General features: G+C 55.6%; 21 protein-coding genes. 19 read left to right on the forward strand and 2 right to left on the reverse strand.

Translation table 11 applies throughout. From position 1 onward, the window contains the following. The 13 genes from Mag101_RS16555 to Mag101_RS16615 all read left to right on the forward strand — a co-directional run bounded on the left by Mag101_RS16555 (window position 1) and on the right by Mag101_RS16615 (window position 14,298). Window positions 1-1,572 carry a general secretion pathway protein GspF gene (locus Mag101_RS16555; RefSeq protein ID WP_077407536.1) on the forward strand — a complete coding sequence of 524 codons (1,572 nt, stop codon included), beginning with the start codon at window positions 1-3 and terminating at the stop codon, window positions 1,570-1,572. 48 nt (window positions 1,573-1,620) lie between these two features. Next, window positions 1,621-2,628, forward strand: a complete 1,008-nt coding sequence (locus Mag101_RS16560; protein WP_077408414.1) for an FAD:protein FMN transferase — start codon at window positions 1,621-1,623, stop codon at window positions 2,626-2,628. Between the two features lie 190 nt (window positions 2,629-2,818). After that, window positions 2,819-3,382 carry an AraC family transcriptional regulator gene (locus Mag101_RS16565; RefSeq protein ID WP_077407538.1) on the forward strand — a complete coding sequence of 188 codons (564 nt, stop codon included), beginning with the start codon at window positions 2,819-2,821 and terminating at the stop codon, window positions 3,380-3,382. Between the two features lie 19 nt (window positions 3,383-3,401). Next, window positions 3,402-5,513 carry a hypothetical protein gene (locus Mag101_RS16570; protein WP_157520465.1) on the forward strand — a complete coding sequence of 704 codons (2,112 nt, stop codon included), beginning with the start codon at window positions 3,402-3,404 and terminating at the stop codon, window positions 5,511-5,513. Then, a complete protein-coding gene (locus Mag101_RS16575) occupies window positions 5,510-8,413 on the forward strand; it encodes a tetratricopeptide repeat protein (RefSeq protein ID WP_077407542.1) in 2,904 nt (967 codons plus the stop codon). Before Mag101_RS16570 ends, Mag101_RS16575 begins: the two co-directional genes overlap by 4 nt. Continuing rightward, window positions 8,400-9,056, forward strand: a complete 657-nt coding sequence (locus Mag101_RS16580; protein ID WP_198040019.1) for a tetratricopeptide repeat protein — start codon at window positions 8,400-8,402, stop codon at window positions 9,054-9,056. The genes Mag101_RS16575 and Mag101_RS16580 overlap by 14 nt, the downstream gene beginning before the upstream one ends. Continuing rightward, complete coding sequence (locus tag Mag101_RS16585) at window positions 9,057-9,356, forward strand: hypothetical protein (protein WP_077407546.1); 300 nt, start codon at window positions 9,057-9,059, stop codon at window positions 9,354-9,356. Between the two features lie 99 nt (window positions 9,357-9,455). Beyond that, on the forward strand, window positions 9,456-10,142 hold the full coding sequence (locus tag Mag101_RS16590) for a MotA/TolQ/ExbB proton channel family protein (RefSeq protein ID WP_077407548.1): 687 nt from the start codon (window positions 9,456-9,458) through the stop codon (window positions 10,140-10,142). A 52-nt stretch (window positions 10,143-10,194) separates the two neighbouring features. After that, the gene (locus Mag101_RS16595) at window positions 10,195-10,734 is read left to right on the forward strand and encodes an ExbD/TolR family protein (RefSeq protein ID WP_010131948.1); all 540 of its coding nucleotides are present in this window, start codon (window positions 10,195-10,197) and stop codon (window positions 10,732-10,734) included. Beyond that, window positions 10,731-11,252 carry an ExbD/TolR family protein gene (locus tag Mag101_RS16600; protein WP_077407550.1) on the forward strand — a complete coding sequence of 174 codons (522 nt, stop codon included), beginning with the start codon at window positions 10,731-10,733 and terminating at the stop codon, window positions 11,250-11,252. Before Mag101_RS16595 ends, Mag101_RS16600 begins: the two co-directional genes overlap by 4 nt. A gap of 12 nt (window positions 11,253-11,264) precedes the next feature. Beyond that, window positions 11,265-12,284, forward strand: coding sequence for an AgmX/PglI C-terminal domain-containing protein (locus Mag101_RS16605; protein WP_077407552.1), 1,020 nt, complete (start codon window positions 11,265-11,267; stop codon window positions 12,282-12,284). A 386-nt stretch (window positions 12,285-12,670) separates the two neighbouring features. Further along, window positions 12,671-13,468 carry a LuxR C-terminal-related transcriptional regulator gene (locus tag Mag101_RS16610; RefSeq protein ID WP_198040020.1) on the forward strand — a complete coding sequence of 266 codons (798 nt, stop codon included), beginning with the start codon at window positions 12,671-12,673 and terminating at the stop codon, window positions 13,466-13,468. Then, the gene (locus Mag101_RS16615; protein WP_077407556.1) at window positions 13,468-14,298 is read left to right on the forward strand and encodes a LuxR C-terminal-related transcriptional regulator; all 831 of its coding nucleotides are present in this window, start codon (window positions 13,468-13,470) and stop codon (window positions 14,296-14,298) included. Before Mag101_RS16610 ends, Mag101_RS16615 begins: the two co-directional genes overlap by 1 nt. 345 nt (window positions 14,299-14,643) lie before the next feature. Here the strand turns inward: Mag101_RS16615 and Mag101_RS16620 are convergent, their stop codons facing one another. Both Mag101_RS16620 and Mag101_RS16625 read right to left on the reverse strand, forming a co-directional pair. Then, window positions 14,644-15,033, reverse strand: a complete 390-nt coding sequence (locus Mag101_RS16620) for a DUF2237 family protein (protein ID WP_198040021.1) — start codon at window positions 15,031-15,033, stop codon at window positions 14,644-14,646. A 2-nt stretch (window positions 15,034-15,035) separates the two neighbouring features. Then, the gene (locus Mag101_RS16625) at window positions 15,036-15,647 is read right to left on the reverse strand and encodes a DUF2939 domain-containing protein (RefSeq protein WP_077407558.1); all 612 of its coding nucleotides are present in this window, start codon (window positions 15,645-15,647) and stop codon (window positions 15,036-15,038) included. 219 nt (window positions 15,648-15,866) lie between these two features. Here Mag101_RS16625 and Mag101_RS16630 point away from each other — a divergent pair, with 219 nt between their 5' ends. From Mag101_RS16630 to Mag101_RS16655, 6 genes are all read left to right on the forward strand, one after another. Then, window positions 15,867-16,616: a hypothetical protein gene (locus Mag101_RS16630; protein WP_077407560.1), complete on the forward strand. Its 750-nt coding sequence runs from the start codon at window positions 15,867-15,869 to the stop codon at window positions 16,614-16,616. A 68-nt stretch (window positions 16,617-16,684) separates the two neighbouring features. Continuing rightward, window positions 16,685-17,467 carry an RDD family protein gene (locus Mag101_RS16635; protein ID WP_077407562.1) on the forward strand — a complete coding sequence of 261 codons (783 nt, stop codon included), beginning with the start codon at window positions 16,685-16,687 and terminating at the stop codon, window positions 17,465-17,467. Beyond that, the gene (locus tag Mag101_RS16640) at window positions 17,464-18,477 is read left to right on the forward strand and encodes a stage II sporulation protein M (RefSeq protein WP_077407564.1); all 1,014 of its coding nucleotides are present in this window, start codon (window positions 17,464-17,466) and stop codon (window positions 18,475-18,477) included. Before Mag101_RS16635 ends, Mag101_RS16640 begins: the two co-directional genes overlap by 4 nt. Further along, on the forward strand, window positions 18,474-20,108 hold the full coding sequence (locus Mag101_RS16645) for a DUF4129 domain-containing protein (protein ID WP_077407566.1): 1,635 nt from the start codon (window positions 18,474-18,476) through the stop codon (window positions 20,106-20,108). Before Mag101_RS16640 ends, Mag101_RS16645 begins: the two co-directional genes overlap by 4 nt. Further along, on the forward strand, window positions 20,105-21,547 hold the full coding sequence (locus Mag101_RS16650; RefSeq protein ID WP_077407568.1) for a DUF4350 domain-containing protein: 1,443 nt from the start codon (window positions 20,105-20,107) through the stop codon (window positions 21,545-21,547). Before Mag101_RS16645 ends, Mag101_RS16650 begins: the two co-directional genes overlap by 4 nt. Next, window positions 21,544-22,569: an AAA family ATPase gene (locus Mag101_RS16655; protein WP_077407570.1), complete on the forward strand. Its 1,026-nt coding sequence runs from the start codon at window positions 21,544-21,546 to the stop codon at window positions 22,567-22,569. The genes Mag101_RS16650 and Mag101_RS16655 overlap by 4 nt, the downstream gene beginning before the upstream one ends. Window positions 22,570-22,644 lie beyond the last annotated feature (75 nt).

A 22,644-nucleotide genomic window follows, 5' to 3' on the forward strand; every position in this document is an offset into this window, starting at 1 on the left:
ATGAGCAAGAAAAAACATTTTGAACTGGACCAACCACTGCGCCACCCGGACCACCACCGCCCGGTAAGCCGACGGGACTTTCTCGGCCAGGGTTTCCGCGCCGGTATGGCAACCGTGCTGGGCGGTTCGGTCTTCAGCCTGTTCGCCAATCCGGCACAGGCAGAAGTCAGCCTGTCTTCGGACCTGGAAGCCATTCGCGGCCTGTGCGGCGTCAGCAAAAACGGCGCCGGCAAAATCCCCTTTATCTGCTTTGACTTGGCGGGTGGCGCCAACATCGCGGGCTCCAACGTACTCGTAGGCAAGCAGGGTGGTCAGTTCGACTTCCTGAGTACCGCTGGTTACAGCAAGCAGGGTCTGCCCGGCGACATGGTGCCCTCACTCACCGATGGCACCGGCAACCCGCTGTACAACACCGACCTGGGCCTGGCGTTTCATAGCGACAGCCAAATGTTGGCGGGGATTCTTGAAAAAATATCCCCCGGAACAGCAGGTGCAATTAATGGTGCGGTAATTCCCGCTCGCTCAGAGAATGATACCGGCAACAACCCGCACAACCCCATGTACGGTATCAACCGCGCCGGCGCCAACGGTTCACTGCTGGCCCTGATCGGCTCCCAGACCAGTGAATCCGGTGGCAACTCCATGGCGCCAATGGATCTGATTAATCCCGAAGTACGCCCCACCAAGATCGACCGCCCATCGGACGTTACCGGGCTGGTAGATGTGGGCGACTTGGTTGGCCTGCTGAGCCAAGAAGACACCGTCGCGGTAATGGAATCCATGTACCGGATCTCCAATTCCAAGCTGGGCAAGGTCAACACCCGCGTCACCAATGACGCAGTGATTAAAGACCTGGTGAAGTGTGGCTACATGAAGAGCGCCGACCTCGCTGCGCGCTTTGGTGACCCGTCCGCGCTGGACCCAGCACTGGACCCGGATATTGTCGGCCCCGCCGGCATTTTCAGCTCGAGTGAATTCCTCAGCGATCGCGAGTTCCAGAAAGCTGCTTCCACTATGAAGCTGGTGATCAATGGCTATGCCGGCGCCGGCACCATCACCATGGGTGGCTACGATTACCACACCGGCGACCGCGCCACCGGCGAGCTCCGCGACCTGCGCGCCGGACGCTGTATCGGTGCGTGTCTGGAATACGCACGCCGGGTTAACCAGCCACTGATGGTCTACGTATTCAGTGACGGCTCCGTTTTCAGTAACGGCATGATCGATGACTCTGCGGAGGGCCGCGGTAAGGGTGTATGGACCGGGGACAACCAGCAAACCGCTGCGTCTTTCTTCCTGGTCTACAACCCCGCAGGCCGCCCGCAGCTACTGGGCGGCAGTGCGGATGAGCAGGCACGCCACCAGCAGCTGGGTTACATGCGCGCGTCCGGTGATGTGGAAACTGCCGGTAGCCCGGCAGCGAACAACGTTAACCAGCTGGTGCAGACCGTAGTGCTGAACTACATGGCACTCCACGGCGAGCAGGGCAATTTTGGTAGTCTGTTCCCCAGTCACGGTCTGGGTAATTCCAGCCTGATGGACAGCCTGACGGCATTCCAGCCCATCATCTAGTTAGTAACGAGTTAGCGAAGTAAAAAGATGTACCCGATTCGCCTTCTAATGTTTGCCTGCAGTCTGATTGGCGCCGGCGCGACGCATGCCGAATGGCACTATGACAAGCAGGCCATAATGGGTACCGAAGTACATCTGCAGATCTGGCACGAGGACAAAGCGCAAGCGACGCAGATTACCCGCGCGGTAATGGATGAATTTCGTCGTATCGATGGCGCACTCTCGCCATACAAGGAAGACAGCGAGCTGTCAGAGGTGAATCGCACCGCAGGCAAAGGTGCGGTAAAAGTATCCGACGAGCTGGCACGAATTGTGGATAAGTCCCTGTTCTATAGCCGGCAAACGGACGGAGCCTTCGATATCACCTACGCAACGGTAGGCAGCCTGTATAACTTTCGCGAGAAAAAACAGGCAGATAAAAAAACCACCGACAGTCTGCTCGAAGCCGTGGGATATGAGCATATCGAGCTCGATCGGGAATCAGGTACGCTGCGCTTTGCTGACCATCGCACCAAAATTGACCTCGGTGGTATCGCCAAGGGATACGCGGTGGACCGCGCTGTCGATATTCTGAAACAATACGGTGTTACCAATGCCAATGTGAGTGCAGGCGGTGACGCCCGCCTGATAGGTGACAAAAGAGGTAAGCCCTGGTTGGTTGGCATTCGCCACCCCAGAGATAAAAGCAAAAATGCGGCGGTGATACCGCTGGAGAACACCGCACTGTCCACATCCGGGGATTACGAGCGGTTTTTTATCGATGACGACGATCACCGGGTGCACCACATCTTCAACCCGGCCACAGGAAAGCCCACCGACAGTGCCACCCAGCACAGCGGCCAGAGCAGTGACGCTCAGAACGAGGATGTACAAAAGTTAATTAGCGTTAGCGTGATTGGCCCGCAGGGATTCGATACCGACCCACTATCCACCAGTGTTTTTGTCTTGGGCAAAAGCAAAGGACTCGCGCTGATCGAGCGCATGAACGGGTTTGAAGCCATCGTGATCGATGCCAACCGACGCATGTATTTCTCCAGCGGGCTCGGCAATCCCTGAGCACATCGGATAAAAAGTGCCTGGATAGAATGCACTTGGACCTAAAGAGCTAACGTCAAAAAAAGCCGTGCGGCAATACGACAAGAATGTGAATAAAATCACACACAAGGTGTGACACCCTGACATAATCGCGCGCCCGTTTGTGCGAATAATTAACGACAACCGAACACAATATTTTTCAGGTTTTGCCATGTTTTCCCTGCGTGACCTTCCCAGCCCAAGCACCGGTATCCGTGCCAAATTTGGCGCCCTGCTTACTGCACTCACTTTGATGAGCGCAGGGCAGACTTTTGCCCAGGAAGGCGACTTTCCCGCAGAGGATCTGGAATCCTTGAAAAAGGAAGTACTGAAGCTAAACCGGGATCTGCTGGTGCTGGAGGAAGACCTGCTGTTCCCCGCGCAAAGCCAGGTTGCTGTGTACGTTTCTATGGACGTTGGTCACTTTTTTGACCTGGACTCGGTAAAGCTGCATATCAATAACAAACTGGTGGAAACCCACCTGTATACCGAGCACCAGAAAGACGCGCTGTTCCGCGGCGGCATCCAGCCCCTGTTCAAGGGCAACCTGAAATCCGGCGAACACACCATTACTGCGTTTTTCAATGGCATCGGTCCCGAGCAGCGCGAATTCAAACGCGCCGCCAGTCTGGACCTCAAAAAAACCGACGAACCGGCAGTGATCGAACTGCGTATTTCTGATGCTGGCGGCAAACAGCAGCCAGAGTTCACCGTCGTCCAGTGGCCGGCACCCTGAGTTTCCCATGGGGTCTGTTGTGCTTAAGAAAGCTTCTCTGGCGCTCGTGCTGACCGGCATTATTACCGGGGCCAGCACCTGTGTTGCGCAAGACGCACCCGCGCCAGAAAATTCCGCAGAGGCGGACAAGCAAAAATTCCAACAGGCACAGGACATGCGCTATGGCGCCGCCCTGTACCATTACTTCCAGGGCAACACCTTTGATGCGCTGAGCACCCTGATGGTATCCGACCTGCGCGGCGGTATTTCCCATCACGCGGACAACGCAGACCTGATCCGCGGTGGTATCAGCCTCGCGTTTGGTCTCGAGCGCCAGGCAGCGACGCTGTTCGAACAACAGTTACAAAAAGCCGTTGATGAAGACAATCATCAGCGCCTGGCGCGCTTCCGCCAGATCGCCTGGATGAAGCTTGCGGAGTTGAATTACCGCCACCAGAACTGGGACACCGCGGCCCAGCAGCTGGAAAAATCCGGAGCGATTCACGAAACCACCCTGACCCTCAACCTGGCAATTCGCAACGGCGACCTCGGCCAGGCAGCGCAACTGTTGCGCATGGCCGATCTGGCGGTGGCCGAGCGCGTGCTCGGGCACAACAATCTGGCTGCCGCGTTCGCCCGCGGCAAGTACTTCCCGGCAGCTGCCGAAGAATACCAGCGCGCGGCCGATCTGGTGGACACCGTCACGCTGGATAAAGATCTCGACGCGGAACTGCGCGAAGAACTGTATATCCTGCGGGACAAAGCGCGTATCGGCGCGGGTTACGCCCTGACCCTGCAGGGGGATTACACGGCGGCGGCCAATGAATTCCGCCGGGTAAGACTCGACACACCCTGGTCAGCAGACGCACTGCTCGGCCTCGGCTGGGCCTCGGTAAATGGCCAGATGCACACCCAGGCGGTGGACGCATTGGGCTACCTGATCCGGCAAAACCCACTGCTGCCTCAAGTACAGGAAGCACTGCTTGCACTGCCGTACACCTACGAAGCACTGGAGCGCCCGAAGCTTGCGCTGCGTACCTATCAAAGCGCGGAGCAGCAATACCAGCGCGCCCTCACCGACCTGAACAACCTGCACAGCGCCTCCGCACATTTACAGTTCGCGGAAATTGACGGCGACGAAAAAATCGACCTGCAGCGCTATGGCTGGCTGGAAGATGCAGAAACCCCTGCGCTGATCAGAATGAACCAGCACTACCTGCTGCAGATGATGCAAAGTGATCGCCTGCAGCTGCAGTTGTCGGAACTGCGCGACCTGCAACAATTGCGCCGGGTGCTGGACCGCTGGCAGCAGCGCCTGCCCGAGTTTCAGACCCTGATCGAAGAGCGCGAGCAGCGCCGGCTCAGTATTGTGCAGGCCCACGACAGCGCCCAGTACGACCAGCAGGTGCAAATCGCCGAGCAGCAGCTGGATGAATTACAGACGTCCCTGCAGCGTATCGAATCTGAAAAAGATAGCCTCGCCTTATTGGCTACCCAAACCGGCGAAACGTCAGAATTTCTGCAAATGCTGCGCGAAGCCGAACAGCGTTATGCACGTTTGAGTACCGCGGGTAAAACCAGCAATTACCAGCAGCAGACCCTGGCGCGCGCGCGCGGCATTCTGCAATGGCAGGCATCCGAGCAGTACCACCAAAATCTGTGGGAAAAGCGCAAAACCATCGATGCGCTAGAAGAGACACTCGTCGATGCCGCGCGCAACCAGCGCCAGGTGGCTCGCATCGCCGCCGAAGCGCCGCAACTCAACCTGCTGAGCGGTAGCGTCGACGACGCTGGCCTGCGCATCAATCAGCAGCGCAATGCCATTGATCGGGCCAGTGCGGTGATCGAAACCCAGATCCGCGCAGACCTGCAAAGCGCCCTAAGTGGCGCCCGCGACCGTGTTGAGCAATATATCGCGCATACACGGCTGGCCATCGCCCGAATTCAGGACGCTGCCATGCAGGGCCACTATGACCTGCCTGCCGCTGAGCCGGCGAAGGAGGCAGCGCCCTCAGCTAGCGAAGAGCCCGCGGGCGAAGAAGCATCTTCAGTCGAACAAAAATCTTCCGTAGAAGACGAGCCTTCAGCTGATACAGAGCCCTCAGCTGATAAAAAGCCCTCCGCGAATCAAGAACTGGAGCCGGCACTGTGAGTGTTTTATTTTCACGCCCGCCCCGCAAACAATTGCTCGCCCTCGCGGTGTGCGCCACCGCGGCACTGAGTGGCTGTGCCGGCTATGTGGATAACAGCAAGACCCTGGCGGACCTGCCAACGGCTGCGCTGCCACCGGAGCCTCTGGTCGCCATGCCCAAGCTGGAAATTCCGGCGCTGATCAACAGCTACCAGAAAGCCCTGTCTTCGCAACAGGACCCCAAGACCCGCCGTCAGATCCAACTGCGCCTGGCGGACCTTGAAATGGAACGCCTGGAGCAATTGCAGGAAGACAACCCGGAAATGGCCGTGGCCTATGCCGAGGCCGTGCGCCACTACGAAGCGCTGCTGGAAACCTCTGCCGACGACGATTACTTGGCCTACCGCCTGGCCCGTGCCCGCGCCCTCGACGGCAATACACCGGGCGCCCTCGATGCACTGGAAACGATTGTTCAGCGCAACCCGGAATCACCCTTTATTGCCGAGGCGCTGTTCCGCCGTGGCGAAGCCGCCTTTGGGCGCAAGCAGTACCGGGCCGCAGAGCGCGATTTTGCCGAAGTGCTTTCCCAGGGTGATACGCTCTTTGCGCGCAACGCCCGCTACATGCTCGGCTGGAGCCAATTCAAAGACGCGCGCTACAAGGCCGCCAGCGAAACTTTCCTGACGCTGATGGATGACCTGCTGGCGGAGAACAGCGAAGAGCAAAAACTTCTCGGCCAGCTCGATAAGGGTGAGCGTCGCCTGGCGAACGACACCCTGCGGGTACTGGCACTTGGCTTCAACTATCTGGGCGGTGCCGAGGTAATCGAATCGTTTGTATCCGACGCAGGCCCGCGCTCTTATCACCACCTGCTGTACCGTGGCCTGGGTAATTGGTATGCGGAAACCGAGCGCTACCGAGATGGTGCGCAAACCTTCCTGACCTTCGTATCGCGCTATCCGCAAACTGACCAGGCGCCGCAAATGCATGTGCGCGCGGTAGAAATTTTGCAGCAGGGTAACTTCCCCAGCGAAGTAATTCCGGCCAAACGCGAATTTGTCGCGCGCTACGGCAGCCGCGCCGGTTACTGGCAAACCGCCGACGAACCGAAACGGCGGCTGCTGGAAGTGCATTTGAAACCCTGGCTTGAGGAGCTGGCACGCTTTGATCACGCCCGCGCCCAGGCCCTCGCAAAAGAAGCACAAAATCCGAAAAATCGCGGCAAGGCCGCGGCCCGGGCCAAGCAACAGTCGCGCGAGGCCTTTATCGTTGCCGCCACGCTGTACCGGGAGTTTACCGACACCTTCCCAGACGACCCGAAGACTCCCGAGCTGACCTTCCTGATGGCGGAAAGCCTCAACGAAGCCGGGCAGTATGCGCAGGCATTTGGCGCCTACCGCCGGGTGGCCTGGGGCTTCACGGCAGAAACTGGCAACACACCGCCACAGGCCACCGAAGCCGGTTATGCGGCGATCCTTATGGCCGGGCGGGTTTATGATGCCGAAAAGCAGATCAAGAACAACGAAGAGCAGGCTAACCTCTGGCTGGACCTGAAAACCGAAACCAGCCTGCGCTTTGCCGACAGCTGGTCGCAGGATCCCCGCGCGCTACCAGCACAGCTGGATGCGGCCCACAACCTGTTTGCCCAGTACCGTCATCAGGAAACCATCGATGCGGCCGTCAAGGCGGCAGGCTGGCAGCCACCGCCCACGCCCAAACAGCGCCGCAGTATCTTGCTGTTACTGGGTCACAGCCAATTTGAAACAGAAAACTACCCGGCGGCAGAACTGGCCTATGCCCAGTTGCTTGCAGGTATGGCCAGCGACGATCCAGACTACATCAGCACGCGCGACCGCTTGCAGTCTTCGATCTATAAACAGGCGGAAGTGATTCTGAGTCAGGTGCTACTGACCACCAACAGCATGGAATTCGTGGCTCCCACGGAAGAAGCTATCGAGTTGCTGTTGCGGGTACGTGAAAGTGGCCGCTCCGCGATCGCCGCAACCGCGCAATACGACGCGATTAACCAGCTGATGCGCCTGGAACGTTGGCCCCGCGCACACACCGAGCTGGTGGATTTCCGCAAGTTTTACCCACAGCACGAGTTGACACCGACACTGACCGCCAAAGCGGTGGTGGTGTATCAAGGAATGGACCTGCCGGAAGCCGCCGCCAAAGAACTGCTGGTGCTGGCTAAAACAGACAGTGACCCGAACGTGCGCCGCGACTCGCTGTACCTGGCCGCGGAACAGTTCGAAGTTGCCGGCAACCGCGCACGCGCCATCGACGCGTATCGTCAATATGCCCGCGACTGGCGCGAACCTGCGTTGCAAAACCTGGAAGCGCAACATCAGTTAGTTACCCTGTATGGCAAAGCCGGCGACCAGTCCGCGCGTAATCAATGGTTGAAGAGCCTGGCGGGCAACAAGGTATCCGAACCGCGTGGCCGCTATCTCGCCGCCTTCGCACAAAACGAATTGGCGAGCCAAAGTTTTGCGCGCTTCGAGCGTCTGGCCTTGACCTTGCCGCTGAAACAAAGCCTGCGTAATAAAAAACAGGCGATGGAAACGACTGTAGCGGATTATAAGAAAGTACTGGAATTTGGTATTGCCGAATTCACCACCGCGGCCAACTATCGCCTGGCAGAAATTTATCGCCAGTTGAGCCGCGACCTGATGGATTCCCAGCGCCCCAACGGCCTGAACCCACTGGAACTCGAACAGTACGAAATCCTGCTGGAAGAACAGGCCTATCCGTTCGAGGAAAAAGCCATCGAACTGCACGAGGCCAACATCAAGCGTACTGCTGATGGCGTCTACGACGAGTGGATCAAGAACAGCTTCTCTTCACTGGAAAACCTGCTCCCCGCCCGTTACCGCAAACCCGAATCAACTGTGGAGTGGAGCGATGCAGCGTATTAATCGCAACCTGCGTGCACGTGCGGCCTTATTTGCACTGAGCGCACTACTACTCAGTGCCTGTGCCAGCAACCCGGGTGCGCCCGATGAAGGTGCAGCGCCCCAGACAACGGCCGACGGTGAATCGAGCAAACGAATTGCCACACCCAACCCTTATCTGAGCGAAGCACCCGGCGTCCCCTCTGGTGCCCAACAGGCGCTGGCGAACGCCCGCGGCTACTTCGAGCAACAACAGTTTGGTGCGGCGGAAACTGAGCTGCAGCAAGTGGTAAGCCAGTGGCCGGAACTTTCCGGTGCGTGGCTCAACCTGGCAAAAGTACAGCTGAAGCTGGAGCAACCAGATCAGGCGGAGCAAAGCCTGCAGCAGGCAGTCACCGCCAACACAAAAAATGTGTTTGCCTGGAATTCTCTCGGCGTATTGCTACGTGATCAGGGCCGCTTTGACGAGGCCCGCGAGGCGTATCAAAGTGCGCTGAACCAGTGGCCAGACTTCGCCATGGGCCATCGCAATCTGGGAATTCTCTTCGATCTCTACCTGCACAAACCGGAACAGGCTTTGCATCACTACCGCGAAGCACAGGCGCTAGAGGCAGAGGAAGATCGGATGCTGAAAGGCTGGATTATGGACTTGGAGCGCAGACTGTAAATGAAACCGATCAAACTTGTCGGCATGGCGAGTGCTGCTATTAGCTGCACCCTTGCTTTGTTTTCAGGCGCGGCACTGGCACAGGACGATGACGGTGATGTTATTTCACTGGAGTCCACCATCATTGGTAGCCAGGAACAGCCTAAAGTGCTGTATATCATTCCCTGGAAACAGGCCACCAGCCTGGAAAAGATCGAGAGCACACTACCCAATGCGATTACCCACAGCTTCCAGCATCAGGAATACTCGGAATTGCACAGGGAAATAAAATTGCTCAAGGTGCCAGACGCCGAAATGTAAATTAGCGCTACTAGTCACAGATACTAGTACCCGACTTATATTTTTAGAAATACATACAACTTAATCACAACAAGAATCTTTACGTCCCGGAGATTTACCATGGAGTTTTTCAACACACTGCTGCGCTTTTTCCAAAATGGCGGCGCCTTTATGTATCCCATCGCACTGGTGCTGGTTATCGGCATCGTGCTGGTTGTGGAGCGTTGGGTTTTCCTGTCCCGCGCCAAGCTCGCCAACCGTCGCGCATACGGCCAGGTTCTGCCGATGATGCAGCAGCGTAATTTCGCCGCCGCGCTCAAGTTCGCCCAGGGCGAAAAGGCTCCGGTAGGCCAGATCGTTGCCGCCGGTATCAGCACTGCCCAGCACGCACGCAAAGATGAAAATATTGCGATGGCCATCGAAGAGAGCATTCTCGAAGCAGTGCCGCGTCTGGAAAAGCGCACCAACTACCTGGCCACCCTGGCCAACATCGCCACGCTGCTCGGCCTGCTGGGCACCATTATCGGCCTGATTGCCGCGTTCACCGCGGTAGCCAATGCCGACCCATCAGAAAAAGCCACCATGCTGTCTTCCAGTATCTCGGTTGCGATGAACACCACCGCCTTTGGCCTGATCTCCGCCATTCCGCTGCTGCTGGCTTACTCCATGCTGCAGAACAAAACCAACGAGATCATCGACAGCCTGGAAATGGCCGGCGTGAAGTTTCTTAACCTGATTACCCTGACTCGCGGTCAAAAAGCGGAAGCGGCGGCGCGCCCTGCGGCCAAAGCCGGTGCACCGGCTTAATCGCCCTGAGCGCTAGACCCGACAACGTTAAGAACTAGAACAAGAGAGAGCCATGGCTATCCGACGCAGGCTGGAAACCGACCCGGATCTGGACATCACCTCCTTTATGAGCCTGATGACCGTTCTGGTACCGGTATTGCTTCTGAATATGGTGTTTTCCCATATCTCCGTACTGAACCTCAATCTTCCGGGACTGAGCGATGCCAGTGCGGCGGAGCAGAAAGAAAACCAACAGCTGGAAATGGTGCTGCGCGCCGAATACATCGACATCAACTATCCGGCGGGCATTCGTGTGAAGCGAATCCCCAACCGGGACGGTGAGCCGGATTTGAAGCTGGTGTCTGATGTATTGCAGGAAATCAAACGTGCCCTGCGGGATAAGGATATCGACAAGAAAGATGTGGTCATTCTCTCTGAACCGGGAACCTCTTACCGCACGCTGGTAAGTGCCATGGACACCGCGCGCTCTTTCCGCGCGGTGGTTGCGGCTTCCGTGGTAGACGCGGAGCTGTTCCCGCAGATTTCCCTCGGCGACGCGCCCCAACAGGGTGACGCGGCGCAGGACAAGCAGCTGGCAGGCAACGCATTATGAAAGCGACGATCGGCGGCAAGCTGAAAGGGCGCAAACAGCGCCGGCATAAAGAAACGAAACTGAATCTGGTATCCCTGATGGATATCTTCACCATCCTGGTATTTTTCCTGCTGGTGAATTCCTCCGATGTAGAAGTACTGCAGACGGACAAGAGCATCAAGCTGCCGGAATCCACTTCCACCCAGAAACCGGAGACCACCACGGTAGTGCGCGTAAATGGCGACCAGCTAATGGTAGGTAACCGTATGATTGCCATGGTTGCGGACATCTCCGCGGACCAGGAGCAGATCGAACCGCTGCTGAACGAACTTAAATACCTCGCCAGCCGCGCGGACCCCCTGCCGGAAGAGAAACAAGACCTCGGGCGCCCGGTAACCATTATGGGTGACGAAGAAGTTCCCTATGCGCTGCTCAAGCAGATCATGAACACCTGCGCGGCGGCGGACTTCCGGGATATCGATCTGGCAGTAATCCAGACAACACCGCAGGATCCAGCGGCACCCGCCGCTGGCCAGTAAGGAGGTATGCACATGTCACCAGCCTCCCCAGCAAGCGGCCGCGCGGCTTTAATGCCGTGGCACTACTACAACTCGAAACTCCCCTGGGCCTCCACAGAAGAGGAGGACCAGCGGTTTGGCAAGTTCCTGCGCTCCGGTTTTATCGCGTTTGTGGTACTCGGTGCGTTGTTCACGTTTATTCCGGCACCGGAACTGACCCGTGAGCAAAAAGAACAGCTGCCACCGCAGTTGGCACGGGTCATTCTTGAGAAAAAAGAGCTGCCCAAGCCGGTGGAAAAACCCAAGCCGAAACCGGTAGAGAAAAAGGTTGAGAAGCCTAAGGAAGTTAAAAAAGAAAAACCCAAACCGGTGGAAAAACCCAAGCCGAAACCGATCAAGACCGTCAAGCCGAAGCCACTGAGCGAAAAGGCCCCGGCGGAAGAGGTTGCCAAGGCGCGGGAGAAGGCGGCTAACAGTGGCCTGATGCAGCTGCAGGACGACCTGATGGATATGCGCGATAGCCTCGACGTATCTCAGGTGGCCAATGCCAACTCCCTGGCGAGCGGCGCAGCCAATGCACAGAAGATTGACCGCTCGATGATCAGCGATAAATCGAAAACAGCCAGCGGCGGTATCAATACCGGGCAGCTCAGCCGCAATACCGGTGGCTCCGCTCTGTCTGGCCGCGAAACTACCCAGGTGGAAGTGGCTGAAGCGACTGCGGCGGCCGAGTCCAGCGGCAAACAGGCACGTCGTGAACGCGGCTCACGTGGTGAGGAATCCATTCGCCAGATTATGGAAGCCAACAAGGGCGCGATCTTTGCGATCTACAACCGCGCCCTGCGCCGCGATCCGACGTTGGCGGGCAAGGTTACTGTGAAGCTGGTGATCGAGCCCAACGGGGTAATTTCTGCGGTGACGCTGGTAAGTAGTGAATTGGAGAACGCGGATCTGGAGCGCAAGCTGCTCGCGCGTATTCGCCTGATCAATTTCGGCTCCGCCAATGTGGAAAAATCCACCCTCAATTACTCCATCGACTTCCTGCCTTCCTAAGCAATAACGGTCGACTATACCGGTGAGCCCTGGTCTGAATTTAATCAGCCGGGCGCACCGGAATCCTCTTTGCCCTCTCCTATATTCTGCCCACTGCTCACCGGCTCCCGAATTACTGCAGTCAATCTGCCCCCCTTTTGCTCAGGGCACACCCGAACTTTCCTGTATTTTTTGACAGTCTAGAGCGTTTTCGCTGCCTAAGTACCAATTAGCATTGCAAGAAATACCTAGGTTCTGGTACAAGTGTCTCACCAGAATTGTGACAACGTTCTCAATAATATATTGGATTGGCCGCCCGGCGCTTTGCGCAGTGATTTCGGGTACGCCGCGGGCCAGTTGTTGATACCGCCGGGATGTTAAGCGGGAAGGTAAAAGGGACAGCCACAGTGGGCACAGAAGAAAAAGAAAATATGCCGGATACGGGCCTGCTAACCGATGTGTGGGAGCAGAGCGACAACGTATTCGCCAAGGGCAAAACCGATCTGAGCAGGGTACCGGTAGACGAGCTCGTCGGCCGGGTGTTCAGCAATGGCCCACACTATCACTATGTATTTGATCTGTTTGATCAGGAGCTGGTGTACGTAAGCCCGCTGGTAGAACAGGTCCACGATCTCACGATCGGTGACATGACATTCCAATCGATTCTCGACCAGATCCATCCTGAAGATATGGATTTTGTCGCCAGTGCCGAAGCCACTGCCATACGCTTGCTGCAAGAACGCATTGGTATGAATAAGGTCACCAGTTATAAGGTGTCTTACTGTTTCCGTTTCCGGGTTAAAGGCGGCGAGTACCGGCTGTTCAATCATCAGTCACTAGTGCTGGATACGGACAACCATGGCCGGGTCAGCAAGGCGCTGAATGTGCATACGGATATTTCCCACCTGACGACGAAAAATAATTACTGTCTGTCTCTCATTGGCATGGATGGGGAACCCTCCTTTCTTAATTTGGAAGTGGATAACCACTCCAGGGCTGAACAAGCCAATCGACCAAGCTTTACCGAACGTGAATTGTCGGTTATTCGGCTGGTCTCCAAAGGCCTCACCAGCGCGCAAATTGGCGAAGCCCTTTCCCTATCGGAATACACCATCAAGAACCACCGCAAACGCATCCTTAAAAAAGCTGGCTGCCAGAATATGAGCCAGTTACTGGCAAACTGCGTCGGAGATGGGTTGATTTAATGGATCTTCCCGTCACTCTTCCGCCAAAGGAATTGCACGAATCGAGAGAATCGGGGGAGTCGAGGGAATCGATCTATCGAGCCTGGCGTAAGGTTCCAGGTTTTTTCGCCCAGCGGGATGTGGCGCAGCAAAGACTGGAACTGGATCGTTTTATTAGCGCCAGCTTTAGCAGCGGCCCCTGTTACTACTATGTGCTGGATTTTCTCAATCTCGACAAGCCTATGCTGGTTAGCCGAGAAATCGAATCGATTCTGGGGTTAGACCCTGAAAATACAACAATCGAATCGTTGATCGAGCGAGGACATCCGGAGGACATTCCGTTTGTAGCCAAGGCCGAGGAAACCGCATTTTCCATTTTGAAAAATCAGATCGGCATGGCGCGGGTAAAAGAGTTCAAAATATCCTATAGCGGCAGACTGCGCGTTACCGACGGCAGTTACAGACTGTTCAATCACCAGGCCATCATCCTCGATACCGACGAGCAGTTTGGTGTCGCCCGAACACTGGGAATTCACACAGACATCAGTCACCTCGCTCAACAGGGCAACCGCAAACTTTCACTGCTGAATCTGCATGGCGGGGAAAGCTACCGCAATATTGACGTATTCAATAATCCTGAACACTTCCTCGCTACTCCGTCACTGTTTACCCGGCGTGAAATGGAAATTGTGCAATTACTTGCAGAGGGGAAGACAAGCGCTGTCATCAGCGAGTTACTGGGAATTTCCGCACATACGGTAAAAAATCACCGCAAGAATATCCTAAAAAAGTCCGACTGCAAGACGACGGGGCAGTTGATTTCGAAGTGTCTTAACGAGGGCCTGATATAGGCCGAGGCCGATTCAGCGAAGTAAAAACCCGGGAAAATAGATCCGAATGGGCTATTGCCCGGTACCGCGAATGGGCGCATTCTAAATTCTGAGCAAACCGCATGCCTGTAATACAGGCAGCCAAGATATGGACTTCGCGCTCACCAACAAATTTTCATCCTGTGAGTTGGTTACAGCCGCAAGGCTGGCTCTGGGTAAGCCTGGACGGCTTACTTCAGAGCGCTTTTTATTGGATGTTTGTCTTATTTTAGCGTTCTTCACTCACAACGCTTAATTCACCTATTTCACGTCACTCATCTCGCGTTATTTTAGGCAGTATCTGGCTGATCAGCCTGGCTCCGGCAATCAATTCAAATCGACCGCATACCGACGCAGTACTTCCATTGGCACAATTTCCAATGCTTTTACATGGGTGCGCTGCAAGAATACACGGGGAGCCATTTCTACCTTCTGCGCTTCCAGCCAGCGTGCCGCGCACAGGCACCAACGGTCCCCAGGGTTTAGCCCCGGAAAACCAAACTCCTCCACCGGCGTACTGAGATCGTTGCCACGCTCTGCAGAAAACGTCAGGAAGTCTCTCGTCACTTCGACACATACCGTGTGCGAACCAAGATCTTGGTCATTGGTGTTACAGCAGCCATCGCGAAAAAATCCAGTCAACGGATCTGTGCTGCACGGCACTAATGGATCACCAAATACGTTCAACGATTCGTGCATTTCCAGCGTAATAGCCATGATTATTCTCCACCGGGTACTTCGTCTATCAGTTCTATGTCGACCAGCTGCCAACGCAATCCATTCCGCTGCAAGCGCAGTAGTACGCGATCAAAATCGTCGCGATTGCCACACACCACCTCCACTGCGTTCAGTCCGATAAAGTACCAGTGGTGTAAGCGCCAGTGGTGACCGCGCTCTGCCACTGGCGATGCAGCTTGTTCGGACTGCGCAGGGCGCTGATTGTCGGAAGGCTCTGGCGCGCGACGCCCGCCCATGCCACTCAGCTCTCGCTCGAATTCTCTCCAGTCTTTCTGCCCCTGGACTAGTTGCACTATCCCTTCCGGGCTGATCAAGCGCTCCAGCAGCGGGCCAACAAACAGGTCCGCGCCGGCCTTAAACAAATCGCCAAGTGCCGGGGGTATGTCATCACTAATCGATTCACGAATTTCTTCCTGCAACCGCCCGCGGATATTGCCGCGTAACTGCGGGAAATCCACATAACGTTCGAGTCTGGCAACATCTTCGTTCTGCGCGGCCTCAATAAGCTGGTGTGCGGAGTACCAGGGAAGGGCCACATAAAACATGATTAAGACAGATAGTAGCAACAGGCTACGCAGCAACCATTTCCCCATCGGGCATGAACCCTCGCAAGCTCCCAGTCAATATTCTGTCCATATTAGCTGTGTGCGCGGCTGAATTACAGGCGCTTACAAATAGGGGGCAAAGCAAGATTAGGGCGCCAATCCTGTGTTATTGTTGCTCCCCGCTCTGCCGGCAAGGGGTTACAACACATATCAGTGTTTGCCGGCCAATAAAAATGACAAAAATTGTTGGATTAAGGAATATCGACCATGAGTGATATCTACAATGCGCCAGAGGCTGACCTTGGAGGGGACCACCAGGCCAATGGTGGAGAAGGTTCAATCCCGAAAGCACTTGCCGGTGATTATAAAGTAGCAATTGGCGAGACTTTGAGCGAAGCCTGGGCTAAAACCAGTGGTCGAAAAGGCACCGTGTGGCTCGGCGTACTGCTGTATCTCGTCGCCTACATCGCCATTACCGTGATCGCCAATCTGATCACTGGTCAGTCGATGACGAACCCGGATGCCAATCAGGGATTCGGCGCCATTCTTTCACAGATAATTATTCTTGCTGCATCAGCACCCCTGGGCGCAGGCTTGATGATGATTGGCATCAAGATCGCACGCGATGAGCAGGTGTCAGGTACCGAAGTATTCGCTTACTTCGACAAGACGCTGCCACTGGCTGTGGGCATGATTCTTACCTATCTGCTGGTTGTACTTGGCTTTATCCTTCTTGTCCTGCCAGGAATCTACCTGATGATCGGCTACATCTTGATGATGCCACTGATCGTAGATAAGAATCTCGGCCCCTGGCAGGCGCTGGAAGTTTCCCGCAAAGCGGTGACCAAGCACTGGTTCCCAATCTTTGGCTTTGTGATCGTGCTGTTCCTCCTGTACATCGCCGGCTTCCTGGCGCTGTTGATCGGTCTGATCTGGGCAATTCCAACTCTGGGGATCGCTTACGGCATTCTGTATCGCAATATGTTTGGTGGTCACGAGGCCAACCCGGAAATTTAATTTCCGAAGTTCCGGCGGCGCACCAGGCGCCGCCGAATCTGCCTCAAGCGTTTACTTTGTAGCGACCAATGCACTCCTCTGCAGACTCATCCACTGATCGTTCCGCTGCGGAATCACCGCTCGACACCCTGTACCAAATCGAAACGCCGGAAGGTATCGACTTGAGTGTACAGGTGGCAGGCCCGGTTCCACGCATACTTGCCTATGCGGTAGATCTTTTATATCGCACACTTATTCTTGTCGTTCTGGGTATAGCACTCACCTTTGCCGGCAAAGCCGGTGTAGGCTTCTGGCTGCTCGGGTCGTTTATTCTGGAATGGTTTTATCCCGTTTTTTTTGAAATGTTCCGCGGGGGTCAAACCCCGGGAAAACGTGCGTTTTCGCTCGCTGTAGTCAATGACAACCTGACACCCATCTCCTGGGGCGCATCCATTATGCGCAATCTACTCCGATTTGCTGACTTCCTTCCACTTGGATACTGCACCGGCATGATCAGCATGAGTGCCAGCCGATATTTCCAGCGTCTTGGCGACTACGCTGCGGGCACACTGGTTATCTATCGTCATGAGGAAGAAAAACCAGTACCACTCCCCCAGGTTCCACCCGCACCGCCTCCCAAAGGCCTCATGCTGCAAGACCAGCAGGCAATTATTAGCCTTACAGAGCGTAGCGCCGCACTCAGTAAAGGACGCCAGCAAGAGCTCGCCGAAATATTAGAGCCAATTACGGGGCATAGCGGAGAAGTGAGCGTTCGCTATCTGCAGGGCGTCGGGCGCTGGTTGCTCGGCACCCGCCAAAAACCGACGGCCGGCGCTAAGGGCGAGAGCCAGGATAGAGGCGTACAGCAATGAAGCAGAAAGACTTTGAGGAACGCTACAGCCCATTATGGGCACGCATGGATAACTATCTTGCGGGTTATGAAAAAAATACTATCCCGCAAACACAATCTTCCGCCGACGATTCCCCTCAGCAATTCGATTTACCCGCGGCCTATCGCGACCTCTGTCAACAGCTTGCGATAGCCAAGGAACGCCAATATACCAGCTACCTGGTAACACGCCTGAATCAACTGGTGATGGCCTGTCATCAACGCGTGTACCAGCAACAGTCGGTCAATAAAAACCGCTGGCTGGACTTTATTATTCGCGGCTTCCCGTGCGCCTTGCGCGAGCACGCACGCTTTGTATGGCTCGCCTGCGGCCTATTCCTGGCGCCAGCCCTGGTTATGGGGCTGGGTTGCTATTGGAATGACGCACTGATTTACGCAGTCATGTCGCCGGAGCAGGTACTGCAAATCGAAGCAATGTATGACCCTGCCAACCGGGTACTGGGTCGTGAACGCGGGTCGGATTCAGATTTGCTGATGTTTGGTTTTTATATCAAAAATAACATCGGCATTGCCTTTCGCACCTTTGCCTCGGGCATTGTCTTCGGCCTTGGGTCAATATTTTTCCTGGTCTTTAACGGCGTGTTTCTGGGGGCCGTATTTGGCCAACTTACCAGGGTCGGATTTGCGGTCACCTTTTACCCATTTGTTATTGGCCATGGTGCGTTTGAGCTAACCGCTATCGTATTTGCCGGTGCCGCAGGTTTGATGCTTGGTCACTCACTGGTTAATCCCGGCAATATCAGTCGACGCACCGCGTTGCAGCAGGCGGGACGCAACGCGATGAAGATTATGTACGGAACGTTTTTGATGCTCGTTATCGCCGCGTTCCTGGAGGCATTCTGGTCTTCCAGCACCACGGTCAGTATGGAAGTGAAATTGGCGGTCGGTACGCTGTTCTGGTTGCTAGTGATCAGTTACTGTCTATTCGCCGGACGGGGCAACGACACAGCTAGCCGCGAGGTTGTGCAGTGAACCTGAGTCAACTGGTGGTACATGCCAGGCAGCGCAGTAACTGGGAATCGGTTGATCTCGGCATATTACTGGCACGTCGTCACTGGCTGCTGATGGCGACTCTTTGGCTGATACCAGCCGCGGCCGTTTTCTCTCTGCTGTTACTCATCTTTCCCGACCGGCCAAATCTGGCCTTGCTGGTTATCTGGTGGCTAAAGCCTGTATTCGAGCGCTTGCCTCTGCTGTTGGCCAGCCGACAGCTGTTTGCGCAGGTGGACTCGTTTGCGGATGCATTGAAGTTGTTTTTCCGCGCAAACCGCTGCGATGCCCTCTCTTGGATCAGCTGGCGTCGACTTAACTTCACCCGCAGCTTCGATTTACCGCTCACCGTACTCGAACAGGCAAAAGGCTCTGTGCGTACGGCGCGTCAGTCACTGCTGCATCGAAAAACCGCCGGCACCGCCAGCTGGCTGCATATCGTCGGAGCCCATGTAGAGCTGATTTTGAGCATTGGCCTGTGGGCTCTGGTTTATATGATGCTACCGGAGCAGATCGAAGTGGACTGGTTGCCACTAGTGCAGGGCGACAACCAGTTTTTCATGTGGCTCGCCAATGGTGTCAGTCTTTTAGTGATGGCCGCCGTAGCACCATTTTATGTGTGCGCAGGCTTTATGTTGTATATCGGTCGCAGGGTCGAACTGGAGGCCTGGGATGTGGAAATCCAGTTTCGTAAACTGCGAGAGAGATTCATAGCAAAGCGCGGCACCCAAAAGAATGGACGGCTTGAAAACAATAACCCGCCGTCCACACCGCGCAAGCCTTCGTCAGTAAACACCACCCTGAGTTGCCTGTTCGCACTTCTGTTTTGTTTCTCCCTTGCCATGCCTCAGCCGGCTCTGGCCGATGTGATCACTCCAGCGCAAGCAGAGGAACAGATCGATGAAGTAATGGCCGAAGACGACTTCCACCAGAAGGAAACGGTGCGCGGCTGGCGACTCAAAGATTTCGAGGAGACGAAGTATCATTTCCCTGAGTGGGTCATCGCAATCATTGAGTGGCTCGAAGGACTCGGGTGGGATGATGACAGCGACGAGACGGAGGCTTCCTGGGTCCCGCTACTCGCCGGTATCGTGGAAGTTATCCTCTGGATCCTTGCCCTGGCGTTAGTCGTTTGGCTTGCTTGGCATTGCCGAAAGTATATTCGCCGAGCGCTGGGTTTGCGCACGCGTACAATCAATGCCCCGGTAGAGCGACCAGAAACCCTGTTTGGCCTGGATGTGCGCGATGACAGTCTGCCGGACGATGTTACCGCAGAGGTATTGGCCTTGTGGGAGCGCGGCCGCCAACGGGAGGCCATAAGCCTGCTCTATCGCGCGAGCCTAGCGCATCTTATCAATCGGTATAACTGCCCGTTCCAGGATCACCACACCGAGGCGGAATGTGCGCAATTGGTGCATGAAGAATCGGGGCTAAACAAGCAGATTACGCCCAAGCTGGTACAACTTTTCAGCCGCCTAACGCAGGTTTGGCAACACCAGGCTTACGCCCATCGCGCCCCTGCAACACCACTGCTCGAATCACTTTGCCGAGACTGGCTCATCAGTTTTTCTGCCTCGCCTACAGACGGTGATACACAGGGGGGGCAAGCGTGAGCACCCGTATAAACGGCTCCCGCGGTTTTGCCCGCGCTGCCCTGCTGTGGACACTGCTGCTAGTCGGCATCGCTGCAGCGGCATTCCTGTACTTTTTCGAGTATTACACGAAGGAAGTGGACCTCGGCTTCGATGCAGAGGCACGCCGCAACCCTTATCTCGCTGCAGAAAAGTTCCTGGACCGCATCGATGTTCCGCATCGGCAGGCAGACAATATTGCAGTGCTCTCGGAGCTCAACGACAACGATGTCCTGTTTCTCGCGAATAGCAACTTGATTTACAACGAGCAACGACTCTGGGAGTTGCTTGAATGGGTTGAACAAGGCGGTCAGGCTATTGTCGTTAGTAATCAGCTTTCCACAGACGGCGAGCGCAATTTATTGCTTGATCTGCTCGACCTCGAGGTTACGTACGGGGATACCGATCTTTACTTCAATTGGCAGTTGCGCGAAGTTTTTGGTGAAGAAGCGAAAACACTACAGGACAAAACAGTCAGCGAATTAATGCGTGACCACAACCGCAAGCTCGCTGAGAAATCGAAGAATCAGAATTCAGACACCGCTCTTATCGAAGACGCTAAAGAAGTAGCGCAAGATACAAATACAGAGGGTACACGCAACCCCGAGGTCGATCCCGAAAGACTGATTAACCTGACCAGCGATGGTGGTACGAGTTACTCCCTGTATTTTGATCCAGAGTTACTGCTGACTCACGAAATGATGGCACAGGGCGATGAAGTAGACGTACAAGGCGGACTGCTGCACTGGGTCACCTTTCAAGACCTGGCTCCGCCATCGGGCCAAGAAGTAGCGCAACCCAGTGATGCGAGCCACTACGACAGTAACCTGCTACACCACCAGTCGCCACTGGCATTTTTCGAATACGGCCGCGGAAAGATCACGCTGATGGCCGACAATGGCCTGTGGCAGAATCGACGTATTGGTGAATTTGACCATGCCTTTTTCCTGGCACATCTGACCGGTCAAAAGAATCTGGTGATGATCACTCGCCCCCACTTTCTTGGCTTCAGTGAACTGATTCAACGCTACTGGCTCGAATTTTTCACGGCCGGGGGGCTTGTGCTACTGGCCTGGATCGCCAACCGTAGCCGCCGCTTTGGTCCACGGGAGCCAGAGGGTGCATCGGTACGTCGCTCGCTGCTGGAACATGTACGTGCGTGTGGATATTTTTACTGGCGTGAGCAAGCTGCCCGGAAGCAGTTCGAAGCGATCCGATCCCGGCTGCACGACAAAATACTACCCAATGCCTCCGCGGCTCCCTCAGGCCACCAACAAGCCGAATTCAGCCAGCTACTTGCCGAGCGCACCGGCTTAACGAGCAATGAAATTATTACGACATTGTGGGGAGCCGCTCCCCACAGTGAAGAAACGTTTACCGCGCGCATGCGCAGCCTTCAGATCATTGAGGACGCCCTATGAGCGAACCTACCCTGGACCCGACAACGCTTTCCGAACAGACCACCACCAACTCGGAAACCACAGATTCGCCCTGGCAGCAGGCAAGTTCGCTCGTGCACGAACTTCGCGCACGTGTAAATCAAGTAGTCATTGGCCAGCAGGCAGTCGTCGACCAGGTTTTGACAGCACTACTGGCCAATGGCCATGTCCTGTTGGAGGGCGTGCCAGGGCTTGGTAAAACACTACTTGTGCGCAGCCTGTCACAAGGATTTGGAGGCAAATTCCGGCGCATACAATTCACGCCGGATTTAATGCCCGCGGATGTTACCGGGCATGCGATCTACCATATGGCAGAGAGTCGCTTTGAAGTACGGCGAGGGCCGGTGTTCACCAACCTGCTATTAGCGGATGAAATTAACCGGGCTCCCGCAAAAACGCAGGCAGCATTGCTGGAAGTCATGCAGGAGCAACAGGTCACCATCGATGGGGAAACACATAAGACCCCCAGCCCGTTTATGGTATTGGCGACACAAAACCCGATAGAACAGGAAGGTACCTACCCACTGCCGGAGGCAGAGCTTGACCGCTTCCTGCTCAAGGTGATTATTGATTTCCCATCTCAGGAAGCAGAAGAGCAACTTGCCGCGGCCGCAAGCGCGGGACATATCGAGGCCCAGCTCGAGAGTAATCTGCAGCCAGTTCTTGATGCTGCCGGACTACAACATCTGCAGCAGCTGGTGCCACAGGTACAGGTAGACCAAGAGGTGTTGAGCTATGCCGTACGCCTGGTGCGTGCGACCCGCACATCTTCCCAGTTGCGCCGCAGTGCCGGGCCCCGTGCGAGTATCGGCTTGATTCAGGCTGCAAGGGCGCACGCACTACTGGCAGGGCGCGAGTTTGTTCTACCAGACGATATCAAGTCGATGGCCATTCCAGTGATGCGCCACCGGGTGGCGGTATCACCGGATATGGAAATTGATGGGGAAACTGCGGACACCGCACTGGCACAAATTATCGAAACGGTCGAGGCGCCTCGGCTGTGAGACCTTCGCCACGGTTGATACGGCTTTTACTGATTGGATGCGGCAGCGCGCTACTGGTAAGCGGTGCACACATTG

The sequence above is a fragment of the Microbulbifer agarilyticus genome, from assembly GCF_001999945.1.
GTDB classification, from domain to species: Bacteria; Pseudomonadota; Gammaproteobacteria; order Pseudomonadales; family Cellvibrionaceae; genus Microbulbifer; species Microbulbifer agarilyticus_A.

Bases quoted from the DNA above. Each gene is read 5' to 3' on its own strand.
- Mag101_RS16605 (WP_077407552.1), top strand. From the start codon at position 11,265: ATGTCACCAGCCTCCCCAGCAAGCGGCCGCGCGGCTTTAATGCCGTGG.
- Mag101_RS16635 (WP_077407562.1), top strand. From the start codon at position 16,685: ATGCACTCCTCTGCAGACTCATCCACTGATCGTTCCGCTGCGGAATCA.
- Mag101_RS16615 (WP_077407556.1), top strand. From the start codon at position 13,468: ATGGATCTTCCCGTCACTCTTCCGCCAAAGGAATTGCACGAATCGAGA.
- Mag101_RS16595 (WP_010131948.1), top strand. From the start codon at position 10,195: ATGGCTATCCGACGCAGGCTGGAAACCGACCCGGATCTGGACATCACC.
- Mag101_RS16590 (WP_077407548.1), top strand. From the start codon at position 9,456: ATGGAGTTTTTCAACACACTGCTGCGCTTTTTCCAAAATGGCGGCGCC.
- Mag101_RS16600 (WP_077407550.1), top strand. From the start codon at position 10,731: ATGAAAGCGACGATCGGCGGCAAGCTGAAAGGGCGCAAACAGCGCCGG.
- Mag101_RS16620 (WP_198040021.1), bottom strand. From the start codon at position 15,033: ATGGCTATTACGCTGGAAATGCACGAATCGTTGAACGTATTTGGTGAT.
- Mag101_RS16640 (WP_077407564.1), top strand. From the start codon at position 17,464: ATGAAGCAGAAAGACTTTGAGGAACGCTACAGCCCATTATGGGCACGC.
- Mag101_RS16655 (WP_077407570.1), top strand. From the start codon at position 21,544: ATGAGCGAACCTACCCTGGACCCGACAACGCTTTCCGAACAGACCACC.
- Mag101_RS16555 (WP_077407536.1), top strand. From the start codon at position 1: ATGAGCAAGAAAAAACATTTTGAACTGGACCAACCACTGCGCCACCCG.
- Mag101_RS16565 (WP_077407538.1), top strand. From the start codon at position 2,819: ATGTTTTCCCTGCGTGACCTTCCCAGCCCAAGCACCGGTATCCGTGCC.
- Mag101_RS16625 (WP_077407558.1), bottom strand. From the start codon at position 15,647: ATGGGGAAATGGTTGCTGCGTAGCCTGTTGCTACTATCTGTCTTAATC.
- Mag101_RS16560 (WP_077408414.1), top strand. From the start codon at position 1,621: ATGTTTGCCTGCAGTCTGATTGGCGCCGGCGCGACGCATGCCGAATGG.
- Mag101_RS16585 (WP_077407546.1), top strand. From the start codon at position 9,057: ATGAAACCGATCAAACTTGTCGGCATGGCGAGTGCTGCTATTAGCTGC.
- Mag101_RS16630 (WP_077407560.1), top strand. From the start codon at position 15,867: ATGAGTGATATCTACAATGCGCCAGAGGCTGACCTTGGAGGGGACCAC.
- Mag101_RS16580 (WP_198040019.1), top strand. From the start codon at position 8,400: ATGCAGCGTATTAATCGCAACCTGCGTGCACGTGCGGCCTTATTTGCA.